The sequence below is a fragment of the Jiangella muralis genome, assembly GCF_001270745.1.
GTDB classification, from domain to species: Bacteria; Actinomycetota; Actinomycetes; order Jiangellales; family Jiangellaceae; genus Jiangella; species Jiangella muralis.
Genome location: NZ_KQ434755.1, coordinates 147174 through 166531, shown reverse-complemented (window position 1 = coordinate 166531; position 19358 = coordinate 147174). Strand labels below are relative to the sequence as shown.

Here is a 19358-nt window from a genome sequence, read left to right as displayed (position 1 = left end):
CCTCATCGTCGGCTACGTCCCCCTCGCCGTGGCACCGACGCGGCCGCCCTCGCCAGGCTGCTGGCCAGGGCGGACGACACGGCGCAGGCGTTCGCCGCGTACGAGGACGAACGGCGGCAGGTGACCGCGGCCGTGGTGCGGATGAATCGCGCCGAACCGCCCGATGCCATCCTTCGGACTGTCTATGAACGCAGCGGCGATGCACCGGTGCGGACGATGTCTGAGATTGTCACGGAGGCGGAAGCGCAAGCCATCACGGGTCGCTACCTCAAGGTCGCGACCTCCCGATTGCCCGCCCCGGACACCTCCGCGTCCCTGCCCGGTGCCGGTGCGCGCGAGCGGAACGAGGAGCCGCAATGAGAACGACAGCCGAAACGGAACGTGGCGACACGATCGGTGCCGCGCGCGGACTCGGCGGCACGCCGATCACCCGGCAGGTGCTCGACATCCTGGTCGCCTGGGGTGTCACCCGGGTCTACTGCTGCCCCGGCAGCACCGAGGCCGCCATGCTGGACGCCTTCGTCGGCCGGGACGACATCGAGCTCGTCCTCGTCAGCCACGAGTCGACGGCCATGGCGGCCGCCGACGCGGAGGCCCGGCTCAGCGGCCGGCCCGCCGTCGTGTACGTCCACACGAACGTCGGCCTCGGCAATGTGCTGTCCCACCTGTCCGCCGCCCGGATCGCCTACGCACCGGTGCTGATCCTGAACGGGCTCAAGCCGTCGGTGCTCGCGGGGCGCGACGGGTTCACCACCCTGCCCCATCCCGACCTGGGGCTTCGCGACCTGGTCAAGTGGGACCGCGTGCCCGCCTCGGCCGGCTCCCTGCCGGCCGACCTCGAGCGGGCGCTGAGCATCGCCACCGCCGAGCCGGCCGGACCGGTGTGGCTGGGCCTGCCGCAGGAGCTGCTGGAGACGACCGATCCGGTCGACCCGCGCTACCCGCGTCCGCTGCCGGGACCGCGCCGGAGCCGTCCGTCGCGGGCGGAGCTGCGCGACGTGGCCGACCTGCTCACCGGGGCGGCCCGCATCGTCCTCGTCTCGGGCGGGGAGGTCGCCCGCCACGGTGCGAGTGAGTTGATGGTCGCGCTGGCGGAGCGTCTCGACGCGACGGTGCTCCATGAGGACCGCCGCGGGTTCGAGCGATCCAGCTATCCCACCCGGCACCCCAGTTTCCAGGGCAGCTACGACGTGCGGCATCCAGCGGTCGCGGACGCCGACGCGGTCGTCTTCGTCGGCTGCCAGGTCTTCCGGGAGTTCGACACCAGCGGCGGTCCGGCGTTGCCCGCCGCTGCGACGGTGGTGCACGTCCACGTCGACCCGAGCCGCATCAGCCGGCTGCATCAGGTGGACCACGCCCTGGTCGGGCACACCGAGGAGGTGGTGCGAGACCTCCTCGACGCGCTCGGTCCGCGATCGGCCACGACACCGGCCCGGACGCCGGCGCCGGCGAGTGGCGCCGGCCCCTCGCTGAGCCCACACGGCTCACCCGCGCACCACGATCTCGCCGGTTGGGTGCGTCCCCTGGTCGCCGCTCTCACCGGTGACGAGAACTACGTCGTCGACGCGACGACGGCCGGCCCGGCCCTGCTCGCAGCCCTCCCGCAGACCCGGCCCGACCAGATCCTGACCACCTCCTCCGGCTCGCTCGGGTGGGGCATGGGTGCGGCGATCGGGGTGGCGCTGGCGCAACCGGAACGCCGGGTGCTGGCCTTCCTGGGCGACGGCGTCCTCCAGTTCGGGCTGGCCGCGTTGTGGACCGCACAGCGGTATCGGGCTCAGGTCAGCTTCGTGGTCCTGAACAACGAGGCGTTCGCGGCGGTGGGCCTGGCCCTCGGGAGATTCGGGGGCGAGGCGGTACGCCGCGGCGACTGGCTCGGCACCGACCTCAGCGGGCCGCACCTCGCCCGGATCGCGGGCGGGTTCGGGCTGCCCAGCGAACGCGTCCTGACGCCGGACGAGGTGGCGGCCGCGATCGACCGCGCCTCGCGGTCGCGCGGGCCGTCGCTGGTGGAACTGATGACCTCGGCACGGGAGGAATGATGCTGCGCAGGCTTCGGGAGCCCTCCACCGGCCCCTTCTCGAGCCGTCGGTCGATGCTGCTCCTGACCGTGGTCGCCTTCTTCCTGTTCGCGATGCCCATCGTGATGCTGGCCGTCGGCGCGATCCGGGACGCGACACCGGGCCGGCCCGCGCAGTGGTCGTTCGACGCCTTCCGCCGCGCCTACGGTGACGCCGGCACGTACTCGGTGCTCGGCGACTCGGTGCTGCTGGCCCTGGGCGTCATGGTCATCTCCACCGTCACCGGGCTGCTGCTCGCCTTCATCGTCGCCAGGACGGACACCCCGCTGCGGCGGCTGGTCACACCGTCGATGATGCTGGTCATCGCCCTCCCACCGCTGTTCTACGGCATCAGCTGGGCGATGCTGGGCAACCCCCGCATCGGCACGATCAACAGCTTCTGGCAGGACCTCACCGGCTCCGAGACGCCACTGTGGGACACCTACAGCTGGAGCGGCATCGTCGTCGTCACCTCGCTGAAGTCGACCGCGTTCGCCTACTTCCTCCTCCTCGGCCCCCTGATGGCGATGAACCGCAGCCTGGAGGAGGCATCCCGGGTCTTCGGCGCCGGCCGCCTGCGCACCTTCCTCCGGATCGACGTGCCGCTGCTCGGACCGTCGCTGCTGGGCGTGTGCATCCTCAGCTTCGTCGCGGGCCTCGAGTTCTTCGACGTGCCGCTGCTGCTCGGCACGCCGGCCGGCATCGACGTGTTCGCCACCGAGATCTTCAGCCAGATCCGGGACCGGACGCCGGCGGACTACGGCGCCGCGGGAGCGCTGTCGCTGCTGCTCGCCGTCGTCGTGGTCGCCCTCGTCGTGCTCCAGTGGCGGATCCTGGGCAGCCGCGATTTCACCACCGTCACCGGGAAGAACGACCGCACCGACCGGTGGTCGATCGGCCGGTGGCGCTGGGCGGGCACGCTCCTCATCGTCGGCTACGTCACCCTCGCCGTGGCACTCCCCCTGGCCCAGCTGGTCGCGGGCAGCTTCCAGCCGTACCTCGGCGGCGGGGTGTACTCGACGATCAACTACCAGTTGCTGTTCAGCGAACCCGCCACGACGGCGGCGCTGCGCACCACGGCGATCGTCGCCTTCGTCGGCGGCCTGTGCGCCATTCTGATGACCCTGCTGATCAGCTACGCGATCACGCACAGCCGCAGTCGCCTGCGCCGGGCGCTGGAGGTGATGACCTGGCTCCCGTTCGCCATGCCGGGCATCATCCTCGCCCTGGGCATCGCCTGGTTGTTCGTGAGCATCCCCGGGCTGCGCAGCCTGTACGGCTCGCTGGGCATCGTCGTGATCGGTCTGATGATCTCGGCCGTGCCGCTGGCCACCCGCGCGGTGCAGCCGGCGTTGCGCCAGGTGGGGCGTGAGCTCGAGGAGTCCGCCCGGGTCAGCGGCGCCCGCCCGGTACGGATGTTCTTCAGCATCGTGGTTCCGCTGATCGCTCCGAGCCTGCTGGCCGGTTGGTTCCTCGTCGCGATCCTGGTCTCTGGGAACCTCACCATCCCGATGCTGCTGTCGACGACCGACAGCGCCACCGTGCCCCTGGTCGTCTACAACCTGCACAGCCAGGGCGAGACCTCCCAGGCAGCAGCCCTGTTCGTGATCCTCCTCGGCGCCCTGCTGGCGCTGTTCGTCGTCGGCAGCCTGACGGTCTGGCTGATCAGCCGGTCGAATCGCCGGCGCCGAGACCGCACCAGACCCGAGGCGCCGAGCGCCGATCAGGTCACCATGACGCGGCCGATCCCCGCCGCGTCTGAGGCTGGCCGGAGCACGTCGGGGGCCGATGTGGCCGCCGAGCCGTCAGCCGCCGTCCCCGGTGGACTCCCCACCGTCGTGAAGTCATCGGGTTTCAGGAGAGAGCCATGAAGCGTTCCACCACAGCAGTGTTTGCCGGCGTCGTGTTGGCGGGCCTCGCCGCGTGCGGCGCGCCCGACGAGAGCGCGGAGGCGCCCGAACCGACGGGGGTCGCCGACGAGGTCGACGCTCTGGGCAGCCAGGAGGTCGTCGACGAGCTGGATCGGCTCTACCAGGCGGCCCAGGACGCCGGTGAGGACCGCGTCACCATCTACGGCGCCGGCGAGAACGACCGTGGACCCGTGTACGAGGTCTTCATGCAGCGCTACCCCGGCATCGAGGTGAGTGGCGAGCACCTGACCGGGCCGGACTTCGACAGCAAGATCAGCAACGAGTTCGCCAGCGGCCAGCACGTGGGCGACCTCGTCCAGGGCGGCGACACGTCCGTCGCGGGCCATATCGGCGAGGGCCTGTACGTGCCGTACACGCCGGTCACGGCCGAAGGGCTGGACCCCCGGTGGACCGAACCCACCAACACCGTCCACGCCGCGGCCGCGCTGCCGTTCGGCATCGGCTACAACACCAACGCCGTCGAGGCCGGCGAGGCGCCGCAGACGTGGGCCGAGCTCGGTGACGAGGCCTGGCGCGGCCGGATCGTGATGGACGACCCGACCGTGTCGGGTTCCTCGCTGTCGGCCTTCCGAGCGCTGCTCGCCGACGATCGCTTCGGCGAGCAGTACCTGACCACCATGGCCGCGCAGGAGCCGCACAACGAGAACGGATCCCAGAACACCGGTGCGGCCGTGGCCAGCGGCGAGTTCGACATCGCGGGCTACTACCCCTACAGCTTCTTCATCCGCGAGTCCGCCAAGGGGGCGCCGATGGGGTTCGTGTTCCCCACCGAGGGCGGCTCGTACGTGTCCGGGCACTACCTCGGCCTGATCGACGGCGCGCCCAACCCCAACGCCGCCAAGTTGCTCATGAACTGGCTGTTCACGCCGGAGGGTCAGCAGGCCCTGGCCGCGGTCGGCTACTACCCGACGATGCCGGAGAGCGACGGCCCCGCGGACTTCCCGCCCATGCGTGACCTCGACCTGATCCGGAGCACGCCACTGGAGACCGTGGCGAGCGAAACCCAGCAGGCTCTCGCGACGATCCAGGAGGTCTGGCCGAAGTGAACCCGCCCACCAAGATCGACTGCCACGGCCACGTGTCCGCCCCGGCGGAGCTGTACGCCTACAAGGCGGGACTGCTGTCCCATCGGGGCGCGCACGGGCGGGGCAAGCCGCACATCAGCGACGACCAGATCGCCGCCGCGCTGCGGGCGCCGAATCCCAGCTTCGGGAACGTCTCCCACCTCGACCATCTCGACGAGGCCGGGATCGACCTCCAGCTGATCTCGCCGCGGCCGTTCCAGATGATGCACAGCGAGACCCCGGCCAAGCTGGTCGAATGGTTCACCGAGAACACCAACGACGTCATCGCCCGGGTCTGCGCGAGCGAACCGGGACGATTCCGGGGTATCGCCGGCCTGCCGCAGAGCATGGAGCTCGCCCCGGAGCGGTGGGCCGCCGAGCTGCGGCGCTGCGTCACCGACCTCGGCTTCGTCGGTGCGGTGCTGAACCCCGACCCGTACGAGGGCACGGCGGTGCCTCCCTCGCTCGGAGACCGGTTCTGGTACCCCCTCTACGAGGTCTTCTGCGAGCTCGACGTTCCGGCGTTCGTCCACTCCGCCGCGTGCCGGCCGCCGGCGCGGGAGAGCTACTCGCTGCACTTCATCCAGGAGGAGACGCAGGCGGTCATCGGTCTGCTCCAGTCGCAGGTGTTCCAGGACTTCCCCGATCTCAAGGTCGTCGTGTCGCACGGCGGCGGGGCCGTTCCCTACCAACGCGGCCGGTTCCGCCCCGGACCGCTCCGCCGCCCGGGCGCTCCGTCGTTCGACGATCAGCTGCGCAAGCTGTGGTACGACACCTGCCTCTACACGCAGGACTCGATCGAGCTGCTGTTGCGCGCGGTCGGGGTCGACCGCTGCCTGTTCGGCACCGAGAAGCCCGGCACCGGTTCCGTCCGCGACCCCGGGACCGGCCGGTGGATCGACGACATCCATCACCTCGTCGACGCGATCGACTGGCTCGACGACCAGCAGCGTCAGGCCCTCTACCGCGACAACACCGTGGAGCTGTTCAAGCTCGACCTGGCCGGCGCCGACAGGGAAGGAGCCACCAGTGGCTGAACTCGTGCTGGGCATCGGCACCTCCCATGGGCCGATGCTGAACACGCCGCCGGAGCAGTGGGGCGCTCGCCGGCCGGCCGACGAGGCCAATCCCGCGCTGATCTTCCGCGGCGAGGCGTACACCTACCCGGAACTGGCCCAGATGCGCGGAAACGCCTTCGCCGACCAGTGCCGTGACGAGGTGTGGCAGGCCAAGCACGCCGCCTGCCGAGCCGGCATCGCCGCGCTGGGCGCATTGGTCGACGACGCCCGCCTCGACGCCCTGGTCGTGGTGAGCAGCGACCACAAGGAGGTGTTCGGCGACGACCTCCTCCCCCAGTTCGCCGTCTATTGGGGCGAATCGATCGACCACGTGCCGTACACCCGGGAGCAACTGGACTCCATGGGCCCGGGGCTGGCGGTGGCCGAGGTCGCCAACCAGCCGGACACCCCCACCGTGCGGCGCGGGCACCCCGAGCTGGCCTTGCAGCTGGTCCGGCACACCTCCCGGGCCGGGTTCGACCCGGCGGCGTCGCAGCGCCTCCCCGGCGGGAAATGGAACAACCACGGGATTCCCCATGGGTGGGGATTCGTGTTCCAGCAGGTCCTGGGTGGCGGTGCGGATCTCCTGCCGATGGTCCCGGTCTTCGTCAACACCTTCTACAGCCCGAACCCGCCCTCGGCGGCCCGCTGCCTGGACTTCGGCGCGGCCCTCGGCGACGCCATCGCGCGGTTCCCGTCCGAGCTGCGCGTCGGGCTGGTGGCGTCGGGCGGCCTCAGCCACATGGTGATCGACGAGGAACTCGACCGCGCGACCCTCGACGCCTTCGCGGCCGGCGACCACGAACCCCTGCGCGACCTGCCTGACGCGGTACTGCGGTCCGGGTCCTCCGAGATCCGCAACTGGCTGGTCGTCGCGGAGGCGATGCGCTCGACCGGCGCCGCCGCCACGGTGCTCGACTACCAGCCCTGCTATCGCAGCCCGGCCGGAACCGGTTGCGGGATGGCCTTCGCGGCCTGGGAACCCGGCCGGACCGACGACGCTCGGGAGCCGGCATGAAGAGCATCGCCATCACCGCGCTGACCAAGACGTACACCGCCGGGGCCGCTCCGGCGGTCGACCGGCTCGACCTGGAGGTCGAGCCCGGAGAGTTCCTCACCCTGCTCGGCCCCAGTGGGTGCGGGAAGACCACCACGCTGCGCTGCATCGCGGGGCTGGAGGCGCCCACCCACGGGTCCGTCCGGATCGGCGATCAGCCGGTCGCCGCCCCTGCCGACGGCATCTTCGTGCCGCCGGAGCGGCGTGGAGTGGGCATGGTCTTCCAGAGCTACGCCCTGTGGCCGCACATGAGCGTGTTCGGCAACGTCGCCTACCCGCTGAAGATGGCCAGAACGCCGCGGGAGGAGATCAGGCGGGCGGTCGACGACGCGCTCACCCGGGTGGGTCTGGGCGGCCTGCACACCAAGAACGTCTCGGCGCTGTCCGGCGGACAGCAGCAGCGGGTGGCCCTGGCGCGGGCCATGGTCGGCCGGCCCGACGTCATGTTGTACGACGAACCGCTGTCCAATCTCGACGCCAAGCTGCGCTTCGCGATGCGCGACCACATCAGGTCGGTGCACAACTCGCTCGGCACCACCTCGGTCTACGTCACCCACGACCAGGAGGAGGCGGTCGCGCTGTCCGACCGCATCATCGTGATGCGGGCCGGCCGGATCCAGCAGGTCGACACCCCGCGCGACCTCTACACCAGGCCGAGGTCGACGTTCGTCGCCGACTTCATGGGGTTCCAGAACATCCTGCCCGCGACGGTCGAGTCCCGGGACGGGGACCACTGCCACGTGCGTCTCGACGACTGCCCCGATGTCGTGCGCTCGGCGTACCCGGCGCCGGCCGACGGCCGGGTGAGCGTGGCGTTCCGTGCCCAGCACGTCCGGTTCCACCAGCCGGACGCGCACTGCATGGCGGTCAACGGTGTGGTGACGAAGGCCACCGACTGGGGCAGCGCCCTGCGCCTGCAGATCGACGTCGGCGGTCACGTCGTCAAGGCGATCGTGGACGACGAACAGGTGGTCAGCCAGTCGCTGTCGCCGCGGCCAGGAGACCCCGTGACGTTCTACGTCCGGCCCGAACACGTCATCGTCCTCGAGAACCGGCACGACGACGAGGCCGCCCTCGACCAGGCCGGGGAGGGAGCATGAGCGATCTCGGCCTGCTGCGCGACGTTCCCGGCCTGGACGCCTGCGCGGTCTCCGATGCCCTGGACACGCTGGGCCTGCCCCCGTCCGTGCTCACCGGCATCCGGCCGATCTGGCCGGTGCGCGGTGTCGTCATCGGCCGCGCCCGGACCGTTCAGGCCGGCGAACGCACCGAGACCGGGCCCAGCGCGCACATCGCCGCCGCCACCGTCGAGGACAGCGCTCCCGGCGACGTCATCGTCGTCGCCAACGACGGACGGGTCGACGTCTCCTGCTGGGGCGGCATCCTCACGGAGGCGTCCCTGCAGAAGGGGGTGGACGGCGTGATCGTCGACGGCGCCTGTCGCGACGTCGCGGAGAGTCACGAGGCCGGCTTCCCCGTCTTCGCCCGTGCGTCGGTGCCGACCAGTGCCCGTGGCCGGATCGTGCAGCTGTCCTCCGGTGCACCGATCGCGGTCGGCGGCGTAGAGATCCGGGACGGCGACATCGTCGTCGCCGACTCCACCGGCGTCGTCGTGGTGCCGCGGGCGTGGACCGGCCAGGTGGCCGGCTGGGCGGAACGCATCATCACGCGGGAGGCGCGGATGCGCGACCAGGTGCGGGCAGGAGCCTCGATCGTCGAGGTCATGCACGACACCGCGTTCCCCAAGCCCGGTGACATCGACGAGGAACAGCGGGGACACCATGAGTGACGCGAAGTTCGCCGGCCTGACGACCGCGACGGTCTCCGACGCGCTGGACCGGCTGGGAATCCCCGGCGCCCTGCTCGGCCTGAAACCCCTGGCCGACGGCGTCCGGATGTGCGGACCGGCCTTCACGGTCAGGTACGTCCGGGTGGGCGCGAATCCGGGCACCGTGGGCGACTACCTCGACGACGTGCCCCCGGGCGCGGTCGTCGTCCTCGACAACGGCGGCGCCGAGGACTGCACCGTGTGGGGCGACATCCTCACCGCGATGGCGGCCGACCGTGGCGTCGCCGGCACCGTCATCGACGGCGTGTGCCGCGACGTGCGCCGGGCGCTGGACGTCGGCTATCCGATCTTCTCCCGCGGCAGGTTCATGCGCACCGGCAAGGACCGGGTCGAGGTCGCCGACGTCAACACCGCGGTGACCGTGGGCGGAGAGCGCGTGGAACCCGGCGACTGGCTGCTCGGTGACTCCGACGGGGTCGTGGCGATCCGGCGCGACGTGGCCGACGACGTCGAGGCGATCGCCCGCGAGATCGACCAGCGGGAGTCCGCCATCGTCGACCAGGTGCTGTCGGGCCGGACGCTGGCAGCGGCCCGGTCCAGCCAGGGGTATCACGAGCTGCAGCGGACGCGGGTGACCCCATGACGACACGTCCCGCCGGTGCCTCCGTCGTCGATGACGACACGCTGGCCGCCCTCGGCGACCTCGGCTCCGCCACCCTGTTCGAGGCCTCCGGTCTCCCGATCGACCTGCCCAGCCGGCTGCGACCGGTCGGCGCCCGCCGGACCCTCGCCGGCCGCGCGCTGCCCGTTCAGGCGGCCGAGGGTGACAACCTGCCCCTGCACCTCGCCCTCGAATCGGCGCGCGCAGGCGACGTCCTGGTGGTGAACGCGGCCGGCGGTGACCACGGCTACTGGGGCGAAGTCCTGACGGTCGCCGCGCAGGTTCGCGGCATCCGCGGCCTGGTCATCGACGGCGGGGTCCGGGACACCGACGCGATGGCGGAGCTCGGCTTTCCGGTGTTCGCCTCGGCCGTCGCGATCCGCGGCACCAGCAAGCGCGACGCCCGCGGAGCCGTCGACGAGGTCGTCCTGGGCCGGACCCGGGTCCACAGGGGTGACGTGATCGTCGGCGATGCCGACGGCGTGGTCGCGATCCCCGCCGATCGGGCCGTCCGGGTCCTGGCCGGCGGACGGGCTCGCCAGGCGGCCGAAGCCGGGTACCTGGAGCGACTGCGTGCCGGCGAACTGACGTTGGACATCTATGACCTGCGACCCACGACGCGGAGCGGAGACGACGTTGACTGAGAACTACCCCGAGCTCCGTCTCTTCGTGGCCGGAGACTGGGTGGGCGCCGAGCCGGGCCGCGGCACCCGCGAGGTCACGAACCCGGCCACCGGCGAGGTGCTCGCGGCGCTTCCGCTCGCCGATTCCCAGGACCTGGACGCGGCCGCCGAAGCCGCTGCGGCGGCGTTCCCGGAATGGCGCCGGACACCGGCGCTGCAGCGCTCCCGGATCCTCCGCCGCGCGGCCGATGTGCTGCGCTCCAGAGCCGCCGAGATCGGCCACCTGACCAGCCTGGAGCAGGGCAAGCCGATCGCCGAGGCCACCTCGGAGGTCCATGCCGCGGCCGGCATCTTCGACTGGTTCGCCGAGGAGGGACGCCGGGCCTACGGCCGGGTGGTGCCCGCCAGCAGGGCGGATCGCCAGGACCTCGTGATCCGCGAACCCGTCGGTCCCGTGCTCGCCCTCACACCGTGGAACTTCCCGCTCACGATCCCGGCCCGCAAGATCGGCGCCGCCCTCGCCGCCGGGTGTACGTGTGTGATCAAGCCGGCCGAGGAGACTCCGGCGACCACGCTCGCCCTCGCCCAGGCGTGCCATGACGCCGGCCTGCCGGCGGGCGTCCTCTCGATGGTCTTCGGGGAACCGGCGCAGGTCTCCGAGCGGCTGATCCAGCATCCCGCGATCCGTCAGGTGACGTTCACCGGCTCCACGGCGGTCGGCGCCGAGATCGCCGGGCTGGCCGCACGGCACGTCAAACGAACCTCCCTGGAACTCGGCGGGCACGCGCCGGTCCTGGTGTTCGAGGATGCCGACCTCGAGCTGGTGCTGCGCACCGCGGGTGCGGCCAAGTTCCGCAACGCGGGCCAGGTGTGCATCTCACCGACCAGGTTCATCGTGCACGAGTCACTGCACGACGACCTGGCCGCGCGACTGGCCAAGCACGCCGCCGGCCTGGTGGTCGGCCCCGGCACCGATCCGGACACGACGATGGGGCCGCTCGTCCACGACCGCAGGGTCGCCGCGATCCAGTCCCTCGTGGACGACGCCGTGGGGCGCGGCGGGCAGCTCCTCGCCGGCGGCACGGCCGGGGACCCACGAGGGAGTTACTTCCTGCCCACCGTGATCGCCGCGGCCGCACCGGACGCGCGGGCGATGCACGAGGAGCCGTTCGGGCCGCTTGCGCTCCTCACGCCGTTCGGCACCGACGACGAGGCGTTCGACCTCGCCAACTCCACCGAGTACGGGCTGGCCGCGTACGCGTTCACCGACTCACTGCGGACGGCTCGGCGGGTCGCCGCCGACGTCCAGGCCGGGATGATCGCCATCAACCACGCGCAGCTGGTCGGACCGGAGACCCCGTTCGGCGGGCTCAAGCAGAGCGGATACGGCTCGGACGGCGGGGCCGAGGCCCTGGACGACTACCTGAACGTGAAGCTGGTGAGCCAGGCATGAGGGACGGCACGGCGACCTCCGTCGACGTCCCGGTGCTCATCGTGGGCAGCGGACCGGCCGGGCTGACGGCGGCGCTCCTCCTGGCCCGCTCCGGCGTCGGATCCCTCGTGCTGGAGCGGCGGACCGGAGCCCCGCGGCTACCGCGCGCGCACCTGCTCAACGTGCGCACCATGGAGGTCTTCGCCGACATCGGCGTCGCGGATCGCGTCTACCAGCTCGGGCCGCAGAACGAGCGCTGGCACAAGGTCGCCTGGTACACGTCGCTGGGCGGGCCGACACCGCTGCACGGCCGGAAGATCGGCGAGGTCCAGGCCTGGGGCGGTGGAACCGACGAAGCACGGTACCGGGCCGCCAGCCCCCAGCGGTTCTGCAACGTCCCCCAGATCCATCTCGACCGGGTGCTGTGGGACCGGGCCAGGGAGGTCCTCGGCGATTCCGTCCGCGCCGGCCAGGAGGTCGCCGACCTGCGCGTCAACCCCGACGGCGGCGCAGTCGTCGTCGCCCGCGACCTCGCGGATGGAACGACCTACGAGGTGTCAGCACGCTACGTCATCGTCGCCGACGGCGGCCGCACCTGCGCCGCGGCGCTCGGCATCGCCATGGACGGGCCGCAGCGGATGCGCACGATCTCCAGCCTCTACTTCAGCTCCGACCTGTCCGGCTACGCCGATCCGGACGCGTTGATCACGCACTTCATCAACCCGCGCAGCCGTGGCCGCGTGGGTGGCGTGCTGCAGGCACTGGGGCCCGGCCGCTACGACGCGTCGTCACCCCAATGGGCGCTCGCGCTCTCGGGTGCGGCGATGACCGACGCCGTGGCCGCGGCGCCGGAGGTCGCGGCCAGAGACCTCCTCGGGTTGCCCACCGACCACCACCTGGAGGTGCACGCGATCAGCCAGTGGCAGTACGAAGCCGTCGTCGCGCGCGAGTTCCGGCGCGGGCCGGTGTTCCTCGTCGGCAACGCCGCTCATCGCCACCCGCCGACCGGCGGGCTCGGCCTCAACTGCGCCGTCCAGGACTCGGCCAACCTGGCCTGGAAGCTCGCGGCGGTCATGAGCGGGTGGGGTCACGACGGCCTGCTCGACAGCTACGAGACCGAGCGCCGGCCCGTCGCGGCCCTCTACACCGCCCACGCCATGGAGAACTCGAACCGGCACCTGCCGGTCGCCGCCGCGATGGGCCTGTCCGCCACGATGCCCGAGGACGAGGGCTGGCGGCAGGTGGCGATCTGGGCGTCGGACACCGAGGAGGGCCGTCGACGCCAGGCCGAGGCGTCGGCCGCCGTGGCCGAGAACGCTCTCGACTACAGCCAGCTCAACATCGAGGCCGGGTACGCCTACACCTCCGGGGCAGTCGTCCCGGACGGGACACCGCCGCCGGCCGACCATCACTCCAGCATCACGTACGTGCCCACCGCCCGTCCGGGACACCACCTGCCGCACCTGTGGGTGACGCGCGACGGCGCGCGGGTCTCGACGCACGACCTCGTCGCCCACGACCGGCTCACCCTGCTGGTCCGCGACAGTGCCGCCGGTGCCTGGGCGGACGCCCTGAAGGTGGCGTCGCCCTCCCTCGCGGCGCCGGTCGCCCTCGCCGTCGTCGATGCCTCGAGCGGCGTGGACCCGTGGGCGGCGCCGTCCGGGACCGAGGAGGACGGCGCGCTGCTGGTGCGCCCGGACCGGCACGTCGCCTGGCGTGCCCGGACCATGCCGGCCGACCCGGCCGATGCGTTGGTCAACGCGGTGACGCAGGTCGCCGACCCGGACCCGGGGTCCGCTCACGAGGTCGATCCGCTGCTCGAGCGGGTCAACGAGGCGGCTCGGGTCGTCCTCGCTCACGGAAGGGCGGCCACCAGTGGTTCGACCTCGTGACGGCGCGGGTCCACTGATCGCCGTCATCGGCGGCGCGGGGACGGTCGGGTCGGCCTTCGCCTTCCACTGGCTGGTCTCGGCTCCGGCGGGCGACGTGGTCCTCGTCGACGTCAACGCGGACGCCGTCCGGGCGCAGCTGATGGATCTGGACCACCTTCGCGGACTCGGGGCCCACCCTGACGTGCGCATCGGGACCCGCGCCGTGCTCGCGGAGGCTGACGTGGTGGTCCTGGCCGCTTCGCTCTCGGCGCCGGCCGGCCCGGACCGCGCCTCCATGGTCACTCGCAACGCCGGGCTCCTCGCCGGCCTGCTGCCCGACCTCCGGCTGGTCCGGCCCGACGCCCTCGTGGTCGTCGCGACCAACCCGGTCGATGCGATCACCACGCTCGTCGTGTCCTCCGGATCGCTGCGCGCCGATCAGGTCCTCGGGCTCAGCCTCAACGACACGCTCCGATTCCGGGCGGCGCTGGCGCGGCACTTCGGCGTCGAGATCGGCCGGGTCGACGGCTGGAACCTCGGCCAGCACGGCGGCGCCCAGGTGCCCGTCTACTCCGCCGTGTCGGTCGACGGACGCTCGCGCTCGATCGATCCAGGCGACCGGCCGCCGATCGACCGGTACCTGGCCGAGTGGTTCCGCTCCTACCAAGGACTCCGGCCAGGCCGGTCCACCGGCTGGGCGTCGGCGGCGGGGATCCAGCGGATGATCGACACCTGGTGGAACCGCCGGCCGGCACCGCTTCCGTGTTCGCGGATGCTGGCCGGTGAGCACGGCCTGACGGGGGTCGCCCTCGGCGTTCCCGTCGACCTGACGGGCGAGCGGCCCGCGGTGGTCGAGCTCCCCCTCACCGGCGCCGAGGAAGCGGGCCTGCTCCGGGCCGGTGACGCGGTGGGCCGGGCGGTACGCACCCTTCAGGACGCCGTCGCGCGGGAACGGGACGCATCATGAAGATCACCGCCCTGCGGGCACGCCGGCTCGAGGTCCCGGTCACGATGCCGCTGACCTCCGAGCCCCGTCTCGTCCCGTTGATCCTGGTCGAGGTCGATACCGATGCCGCAGCGAGCGGGCACGCGTTGTTCTTCGCGCCGATGGCATCGGCGGTCCTCGCGTATCTCCGCGACGAGGCCACCCCACTCCTCGTGGGCGCCCCCGCACGACCCGAAGCCGTCCGCGAGGTCCTCGAACAGCGCATGCCGCATCGCGCGACAACCGGGGTGTGGGCGTCGGCCGCGAGCCTGGTCGACATCGCCGTCTGGGACGCACTGGGCCAGCGGACCCGGACACCGGTGTGGCAACTCCTCGGCGGCGCTCGCCCCGAGGTCGGGGCCTATGTGACCTTCGGCCTGCCGGCCTACGGCCGGACCGAGCTCGTGCGGCTGGCCGAGCAGTTGGTGGCCGACGGGCACCGGGGCCTGAAACTGGTGGTCGGCGCGCAGGCCGGGCCGGACGACGGCGCGCGGACCCGGAGCCTGCGCGTGGACGTCGAGCGGATCCACGCGGTCCGTGCCGCCGTCGGGCCCGACGTCGACCTCATGATCGACGCGAACAAGCGGCTCACCCTGCCCCAGGCGGTCGCGCTCGCCGACGCCGTCGGCGACTGCGATCTGACCTGGTTCGAGGATCCGGTCACGCTCGGCGATCCACGTCTCATGGCTCAGGCGCGGGACCGGATCGCCATCCCGATCGCGGGCGGCAGCCTGGGCATGGGGAACGTGGCCACCTTCCATCAGCTCGTCGCGTCGGGCGCCATCGACATCGCCCAGCCCAACGTCCGTGACCTGGGCGGGTTCACCGGCGGCCGGCGGGCCATGGCCATCGCCGAGGCCCATCACCTGCCGGTGGCCATGGGCGGCAACTGGCCCCATCTCAACGCCCACCTCTACGCCGGGGTGGCCCGCGGCGGCCCGGTCGAGTTCCACCTTCAGGGCTGGGAGGTGGCGCGGCTGATCTATCACGACGCGATCGAGCCCCACGAGGGGCGCTTGGCCCTCGGAGACGCGCCGGGACTGGGACTGACGCTTCGCCAGGACCTGGTCGAGCGCTTCACCGTGCCGTAGACGACGATCGCCACCACTCGGAGGTAACGATGCAGGAGATGACGTCTGACGTGGACTCCCCGGAGCTTGCGCAGCTGTACCAGGATTTCCGCGACAACGATCTCGCCCCGCTGTGGACCCAGCGCGAGGATCTGCAACCCGTCACGCCGGTGCCGGCGGCGGTGCCGCACGTGTGGCGGTGGACGAGCCTGCTCGACATCGCCGAACGATCCGGGCGGCTGGTCCCGGTCGGGCGAGGTGGTGAACGACGTGCGATCGGCCTGGTCAACCCCGGGCTCCCCGGGACCGGGTACGCGACGCCGACGCTCTGGGCGGCGATCCAGTATCTCGGCGGGCACGAGACCGCGCCGGAGCACCGGCACTCGCAGAACGCCTTCAGGTTCGTCGTCGAGGGCGAGGGGGTCTGGACCGTCGTCAACGGTGACCCGGTCGCGATGCGCCGAGGTGACCTGCTCCTGACGCCCGGCTGGAACTTCCACGGGCATCACAACGACACCGACCGGCCGATGGCATGGCTCGACGGCCTCGACATCCCGTTCGCGGCCAAGACCGACGTCGGGTTCTTCGAGTACGGCTCGGACCGGGTCACCGACGAGGCGTCGCCGTCGGTCTCCCGCGCCGAGCGGCTGTGGGCTCATCCGGGGCTGCGGCCGGTGTCCGTCCTCGACGACAGCAGCAGCTCGCCGTTGACCGCCTACCGCTGGGAGCACACCGACGCCGCGCTGACCGAGCAGCTGCTGCTCGAGGACGAGGGCCACCCCGCCACGGTGGAGCAGGGCCACGCGGCGATCCGGTACTCCAACCCCACGACCGGCGGCGACGTGATGCCCACGATCCGGTGCGAGTTCCACCGGTTGCGCGACGGCGCCAGTACCCGCGCGCGCCATGAGGTCGGGTCGTCGGTCTGGCAGGTCTTCGACGGCGAGGGCCGCGTCAGCCTCGGTGGTGTCGAGCACACCGTCGGCAAGGGCGACCTCTTCGTCGTCCCCAGCTGGGTCCCGTGGTCGCTCTCGGCCACGACCCGGTTCGACCTGTTCCGCTTCAGCGACGCACCGGTGATCGAGCGACTCGGGTTCGCGCGGACCCTGATCGAAGGAGTAACACGATGAGACTGGCGACCCTTCGAGTCGACGATCGCACGGTGGCGGTACGCGTCGATGACGCTGCGGTGGTCGAGATCCCCGATGCCGTCGACGTCGGTACGTTGCTGCGCGATCCGCGGTGGCGGGTCCGCGCGGAGACCGCGGACGGGCCGGCCCATGCGCGTCATGGCCTCGAGCCTCGACGGTGGGCCCCGGTCGTCCCCCGGCCCGGCAAGGTGATCTGCGTCGGCTTGAACTACGCCGCGCACATCCGCGAGATGGGACGGGAACGGCCGGAGTACCCGACCCTGTTCGCCAAGTTCCCCGAGGCGGTGACCGGGCCGTACGACGACATCGTCGTGCCCGGCCGCCTGGCGCGGGCCCTGGACTGGGAGGGTGAGCTCGCGGTCGTCATCGGCTCGTCCTGCTTCCGCGCCGACAGGGACACCGCGTCGGCCTCGATCGCCGGCTACGCCGTCCTGAACGACGTCACGATGCGCGACTACCAGTACCGCACGACGCAGTGGCTGCAGGGTAAGACGCTGCAGGCGGCGACGCCGTTCGGTCCGTTCCTCGTGACGCCCGACGAGCATTCGGCGGCGGCGGAGGTGCGCACCACGGTCGACGGCGAGGTGATGCAGTCGGCCCGCGTCGACGATCTGGTCTTCGATCCCGCCGACCTGATCGCCTACGTGTCGGAGCTGATCACGCTGAGCCCCGGGGACGTCATCGCCACCGGCACTCCCGGCGGCGTCGGCCATGCGCGCACTCCCCCGCGCTACCTCGCGAACGGGTCCCGGCTGCAGACCGCCATCGACGGTCTGGGCGAGCAGTCCAACCTCGTCCGCATCGAGCCGTAGGTGGCGGCGCGCACCGACCGGACCGAGGATCCGGCGCTGGCCGCGGCCCTGCTGCTGGCCCGCCGCGGCCAGGCGTACTTCTCCCGTTTCGTCCGTGACCTCCGCGACGGGGAACTGGATGCCCCGTCGCTGGTGCCGGGGTGGAGCCGCCGCCACATCGTCGCCCACGTCGGCCTCAACGCCCGGGCGCTGACCCGGCTGACGGCGTGGGCCGCCAGTGGCGTGGAGACACCGATGTACTCCTCGCCGGCGGCACGGGATCGGGAGATCGAGCTGGCGGCGACCCTGCCGGCGACCGCCCTGCGCCACCTCTCCGATCATGCCGCGATCCACCTCAACGTGGAATGGCGCGATCTCGACGACGCGTCGTGGCGGAGCGAGGTCGTCACCGCTCAGGGCCGGCGAGTGCCGGCCCGGGAGACCGTGTGGATGCGAACGCGTGAGGTGTGGGTGCACGCCATCGACCTCGACGCCGGGGGCCGATTCGAGGATCTGCCGGCGCGGCTGCTCGATCAGCTGCTCGACGATGTGCGAGCCGCGTGGGGACGGCGATCGACGTCGTCGCCCACCATGGTCGTCACCGACCGGGACCTCGACGACGGTCGTGACCCGCCGCAGGAAGCGGCGGCCGGCGTCATCGGGACTGCGGCGGCCGTGACGCGATGGGCGACCGGCCGCGGAGCCGCTGGGGTCGGTTCCCTCGGCGGAGGCCCGGTGCCGGCGGCGCCGGCGTGGCTATGACGTGGCGTTCCGTCCAGCGGGTCGCGGCACGTGACCGGATCAGGCGCAGCTCGCGACCAGCGCGCCGCCGGTGGCGGTCCGTGAGTACAGCACCTCGCGTCCGTCGCGTCGGCGGACCACCAGGCCGGTCCGGCGCAGCACGCCGAGGTGGGTGCTGATGCCACCCGCGCTCCACCCCGTCCCCGCGGCGAGCGCCTGGGTCGACGCCGGCTGGTCCAGCGCGAGCAGGATCGTCGCACGTCGCCGGCCGAGGAGTTCCTCCAGCGCTTGCGGTCCCTGGTCGTCGCGGAGCCAGACGTCCCCGAATCCCGGCGGCTGGTAGGTCAACGCCGGATCCCACGGGTCGTCGACGCGTGGCCAGGCTCCGAAGGCGAGGACCGACGGAATCAGTAGCAGGCCACGGCCGCCGAGGTCGACGGTGTGCGAAGCCATCACCGGCCGGTGCAGCGTCAAGCTCCAGTCGTCCGACGTGACGTCGGAGTCGATGTCGTCGAACGCGGACCGGCCGCCGACGGTGACCAGGCGTCGCGCGCGCAGCGCGATGTCGCTCTCCAGGAACGCCGACATCCGCGGCCACCAGGGCGCGATGGCCGCATCCCAGAAGGAACGCGACTGTTCGACCAGGCCGGCGACGGCGGCCGCCGGATCGTCGAGGAAGGGTTGTGCGTCCGCCGGCGCTCCCTCGGGGTAGGCCCGCAGCATGTCGGCGCGCACCACCTCGGGTTCGGTGCCGCCGATCCTGGTGAGTTCATCGCCGATCGGCGGATGCGGCGCGACCGGTGGTGGGGCCTGGAAGTTGGGCCAGATCCGGCGGCGCAGCGGATTGACGGCGTAGAGCAGGTCGAGCTCCAGGCCCTCGATCGCCGGCAACGCCTCGGCGAGCCACGGCCGATGCTCGGGAAACTCCCGCGGCAACCGCACGACGTACGTCGCCGCGACGAGTTCGATCAGCGGCGAGATGGCGAAGCGGGTGCGCAGGAGGTCGTCCCGGCCGAACCGGAACCGGACGAACGAGGTGGTCACTGATTCAGAATAATCTGAATCGATTGGAGC

Annotated in this window: 17 protein-coding genes and 1 pseudogene; 17 read left to right on the top strand and 1 reads right to left on the bottom strand. The window is 71.9% G+C overall.

Annotation, left to right across the window (positions count from 1 at the left end; translation table 11 throughout):
- The 17 genes and pseudogenes from ACW62_RS35180 to ACW62_RS11015 all read left to right on the top strand — a co-directional run.
- A pseudogene (locus ACW62_RS35180) lies at positions 1 to 360 on the top strand (hypothetical protein); the annotation flags it as partial.
- Positions 357 to 2042, top strand: a complete 1686-nt coding sequence (locus ACW62_RS11090) for a thiamine pyrophosphate-binding protein (RefSeq protein ID WP_053204168.1) — start codon at positions 357 to 359, stop codon at positions 2040 to 2042. The pseudogene ACW62_RS35180 and the gene ACW62_RS11090, both read left to right, overlap by 4 nt.
- Positions 2043 to 2095: 53 nt before the next feature.
- Positions 2096 to 3931: an ABC transporter permease gene (locus tag ACW62_RS11085; protein ID WP_053204167.1), complete on the top strand. Its 1836-nt coding sequence runs from the start codon at positions 2096 to 2098 to the stop codon at positions 3929 to 3931.
- A complete protein-coding gene (locus ACW62_RS11080) occupies positions 3928 to 5037 on the top strand; it encodes an ABC transporter substrate-binding protein (RefSeq protein ID WP_083459630.1) in 1110 nt (369 codons plus the stop codon). Before ACW62_RS11085 ends, ACW62_RS11080 begins: the two co-directional genes overlap by 4 nt.
- Entirely contained in the window at positions 5034 to 6092 is a 1059-nt protein-coding gene (locus tag ACW62_RS11075) for an amidohydrolase family protein (protein ID WP_240477289.1), read from the top strand. The genes ACW62_RS11080 and ACW62_RS11075 overlap by 4 nt, the downstream gene beginning before the upstream one ends.
- Positions 6085 to 7131, top strand: coding sequence for a DODA-type extradiol aromatic ring-opening family dioxygenase (locus tag ACW62_RS11070; RefSeq protein ID WP_053204165.1), 1047 nt, complete (start codon positions 6085 to 6087; stop codon positions 7129 to 7131). Before ACW62_RS11075 ends, ACW62_RS11070 begins: the two co-directional genes overlap by 8 nt.
- Positions 7128 to 8270, top strand: coding sequence for an ABC transporter ATP-binding protein (locus ACW62_RS11065; RefSeq protein ID WP_053204164.1), 1143 nt, complete (start codon positions 7128 to 7130; stop codon positions 8268 to 8270). The genes ACW62_RS11070 and ACW62_RS11065 overlap by 4 nt, the downstream gene beginning before the upstream one ends.
- The gene (locus ACW62_RS11060; RefSeq protein WP_053204163.1) at positions 8267 to 8959 is read left to right on the top strand and encodes an RraA family protein; all 693 of its coding nucleotides are present in this window, start codon (positions 8267 to 8269) and stop codon (positions 8957 to 8959) included. Before ACW62_RS11065 ends, ACW62_RS11060 begins: the two co-directional genes overlap by 4 nt.
- Positions 8952 to 9602, top strand: coding sequence for an RraA family protein (locus ACW62_RS11055; protein ID WP_053204162.1), 651 nt, complete (start codon positions 8952 to 8954; stop codon positions 9600 to 9602). Before ACW62_RS11060 ends, ACW62_RS11055 begins: the two co-directional genes overlap by 8 nt.
- Positions 9599 to 10264, top strand: a complete 666-nt coding sequence (locus tag ACW62_RS11050) for an RraA family protein (RefSeq protein WP_083459629.1) — start codon at positions 9599 to 9601, stop codon at positions 10262 to 10264. The genes ACW62_RS11055 and ACW62_RS11050 overlap by 4 nt, the downstream gene beginning before the upstream one ends.
- Entirely contained in the window at positions 10257 to 11696 is a 1440-nt protein-coding gene (locus ACW62_RS11045) for an NAD-dependent succinate-semialdehyde dehydrogenase (protein ID WP_205629283.1), read from the top strand. Before ACW62_RS11050 ends, ACW62_RS11045 begins: the two co-directional genes overlap by 8 nt.
- Entirely contained in the window at positions 11693 to 13567 is a 1875-nt protein-coding gene (locus ACW62_RS11040) for an FAD-dependent monooxygenase (protein WP_053204160.1), read from the top strand. The genes ACW62_RS11045 and ACW62_RS11040 overlap by 4 nt, the downstream gene beginning before the upstream one ends.
- Entirely contained in the window at positions 13551 to 14513 is a 963-nt protein-coding gene (locus tag ACW62_RS11035) for a malate dehydrogenase (RefSeq protein ID WP_053204159.1), read from the top strand. The genes ACW62_RS11040 and ACW62_RS11035 overlap by 17 nt, the downstream gene beginning before the upstream one ends.
- A complete protein-coding gene (locus ACW62_RS11030) occupies positions 14510 to 15622 on the top strand; it encodes a mandelate racemase/muconate lactonizing enzyme family protein (protein WP_053204158.1) in 1113 nt (370 codons plus the stop codon). Before ACW62_RS11035 ends, ACW62_RS11030 begins: the two co-directional genes overlap by 4 nt.
- Positions 15623 to 15660: 38 nt before the next feature.
- Positions 15661 to 16731 (top strand): cupin domain-containing protein, encoded by a 1071-nt coding sequence (locus ACW62_RS11025; RefSeq protein ID WP_240477287.1) that lies wholly within the window; start codon positions 15661 to 15663, stop codon positions 16729 to 16731.
- Positions 16728 to 17564: a fumarylacetoacetate hydrolase family protein gene (locus ACW62_RS11020; protein ID WP_053204156.1), complete on the top strand. Its 837-nt coding sequence runs from the start codon at positions 16728 to 16730 to the stop codon at positions 17562 to 17564. Before ACW62_RS11025 ends, ACW62_RS11020 begins: the two co-directional genes overlap by 4 nt.
- The gene (locus ACW62_RS11015; RefSeq protein WP_053204155.1) at positions 17565 to 18305 is read left to right on the top strand and encodes a maleylpyruvate isomerase family mycothiol-dependent enzyme; all 741 of its coding nucleotides are present in this window, start codon (positions 17565 to 17567) and stop codon (positions 18303 to 18305) included.
- 39 nt (positions 18306 to 18344) lie between these two features.
- Here the strand turns inward: ACW62_RS11015 and ACW62_RS11010 are convergent, their stop codons facing one another.
- Complete coding sequence (locus ACW62_RS11010; protein ID WP_053204154.1) at positions 18345 to 19328, bottom strand: ArsR/SmtB family transcription factor; 984 nt, start codon at positions 19326 to 19328, stop codon at positions 18345 to 18347.
- Positions 19329 to 19358: the final 30 nt, after the last annotated feature.

Excerpts from the sequence above, each read along its gene's own strand:
- ACW62_RS11090 (WP_053204168.1), top strand. The coding sequence starts at position 357 with ATGAGAACGACAGCCGAAACGGAACGTGGCGACACGATCGGTGCCGCG.
- ACW62_RS11085 (WP_053204167.1), top strand. The coding sequence starts at position 2,096 with ATGCTGCTCCTGACCGTGGTCGCCTTCTTCCTGTTCGCGATGCCCATC.
- ACW62_RS11080 (WP_083459630.1), top strand. The coding sequence starts at position 3,928 with ATGAAGCGTTCCACCACAGCAGTGTTTGCCGGCGTCGTGTTGGCGGGC.
- ACW62_RS11065 (WP_053204164.1), top strand. The coding sequence starts at position 7,128 with ATGAAGAGCATCGCCATCACCGCGCTGACCAAGACGTACACCGCCGGG.
- ACW62_RS11060 (WP_053204163.1), top strand. The coding sequence starts at position 8,267 with ATGAGCGATCTCGGCCTGCTGCGCGACGTTCCCGGCCTGGACGCCTGC.
- ACW62_RS11055 (WP_053204162.1), top strand. The coding sequence starts at position 8,952 with ATGAGTGACGCGAAGTTCGCCGGCCTGACGACCGCGACGGTCTCCGAC.
- ACW62_RS11050 (WP_083459629.1), top strand. The coding sequence starts at position 9,599 with ATGACGACACGTCCCGCCGGTGCCTCCGTCGTCGATGACGACACGCTG.
- ACW62_RS11040 (WP_053204160.1), top strand. The coding sequence starts at position 11,693 with ATGAGGGACGGCACGGCGACCTCCGTCGACGTCCCGGTGCTCATCGTG.
- ACW62_RS11030 (WP_053204158.1), top strand. The coding sequence starts at position 14,510 with ATGAAGATCACCGCCCTGCGGGCACGCCGGCTCGAGGTCCCGGTCACG.
- ACW62_RS11025 (WP_240477287.1), top strand. The coding sequence starts at position 15,661 with ATGACGTCTGACGTGGACTCCCCGGAGCTTGCGCAGCTGTACCAGGAT.
- ACW62_RS11020 (WP_053204156.1), top strand. The coding sequence starts at position 16,728 with ATGAGACTGGCGACCCTTCGAGTCGACGATCGCACGGTGGCGGTACGC.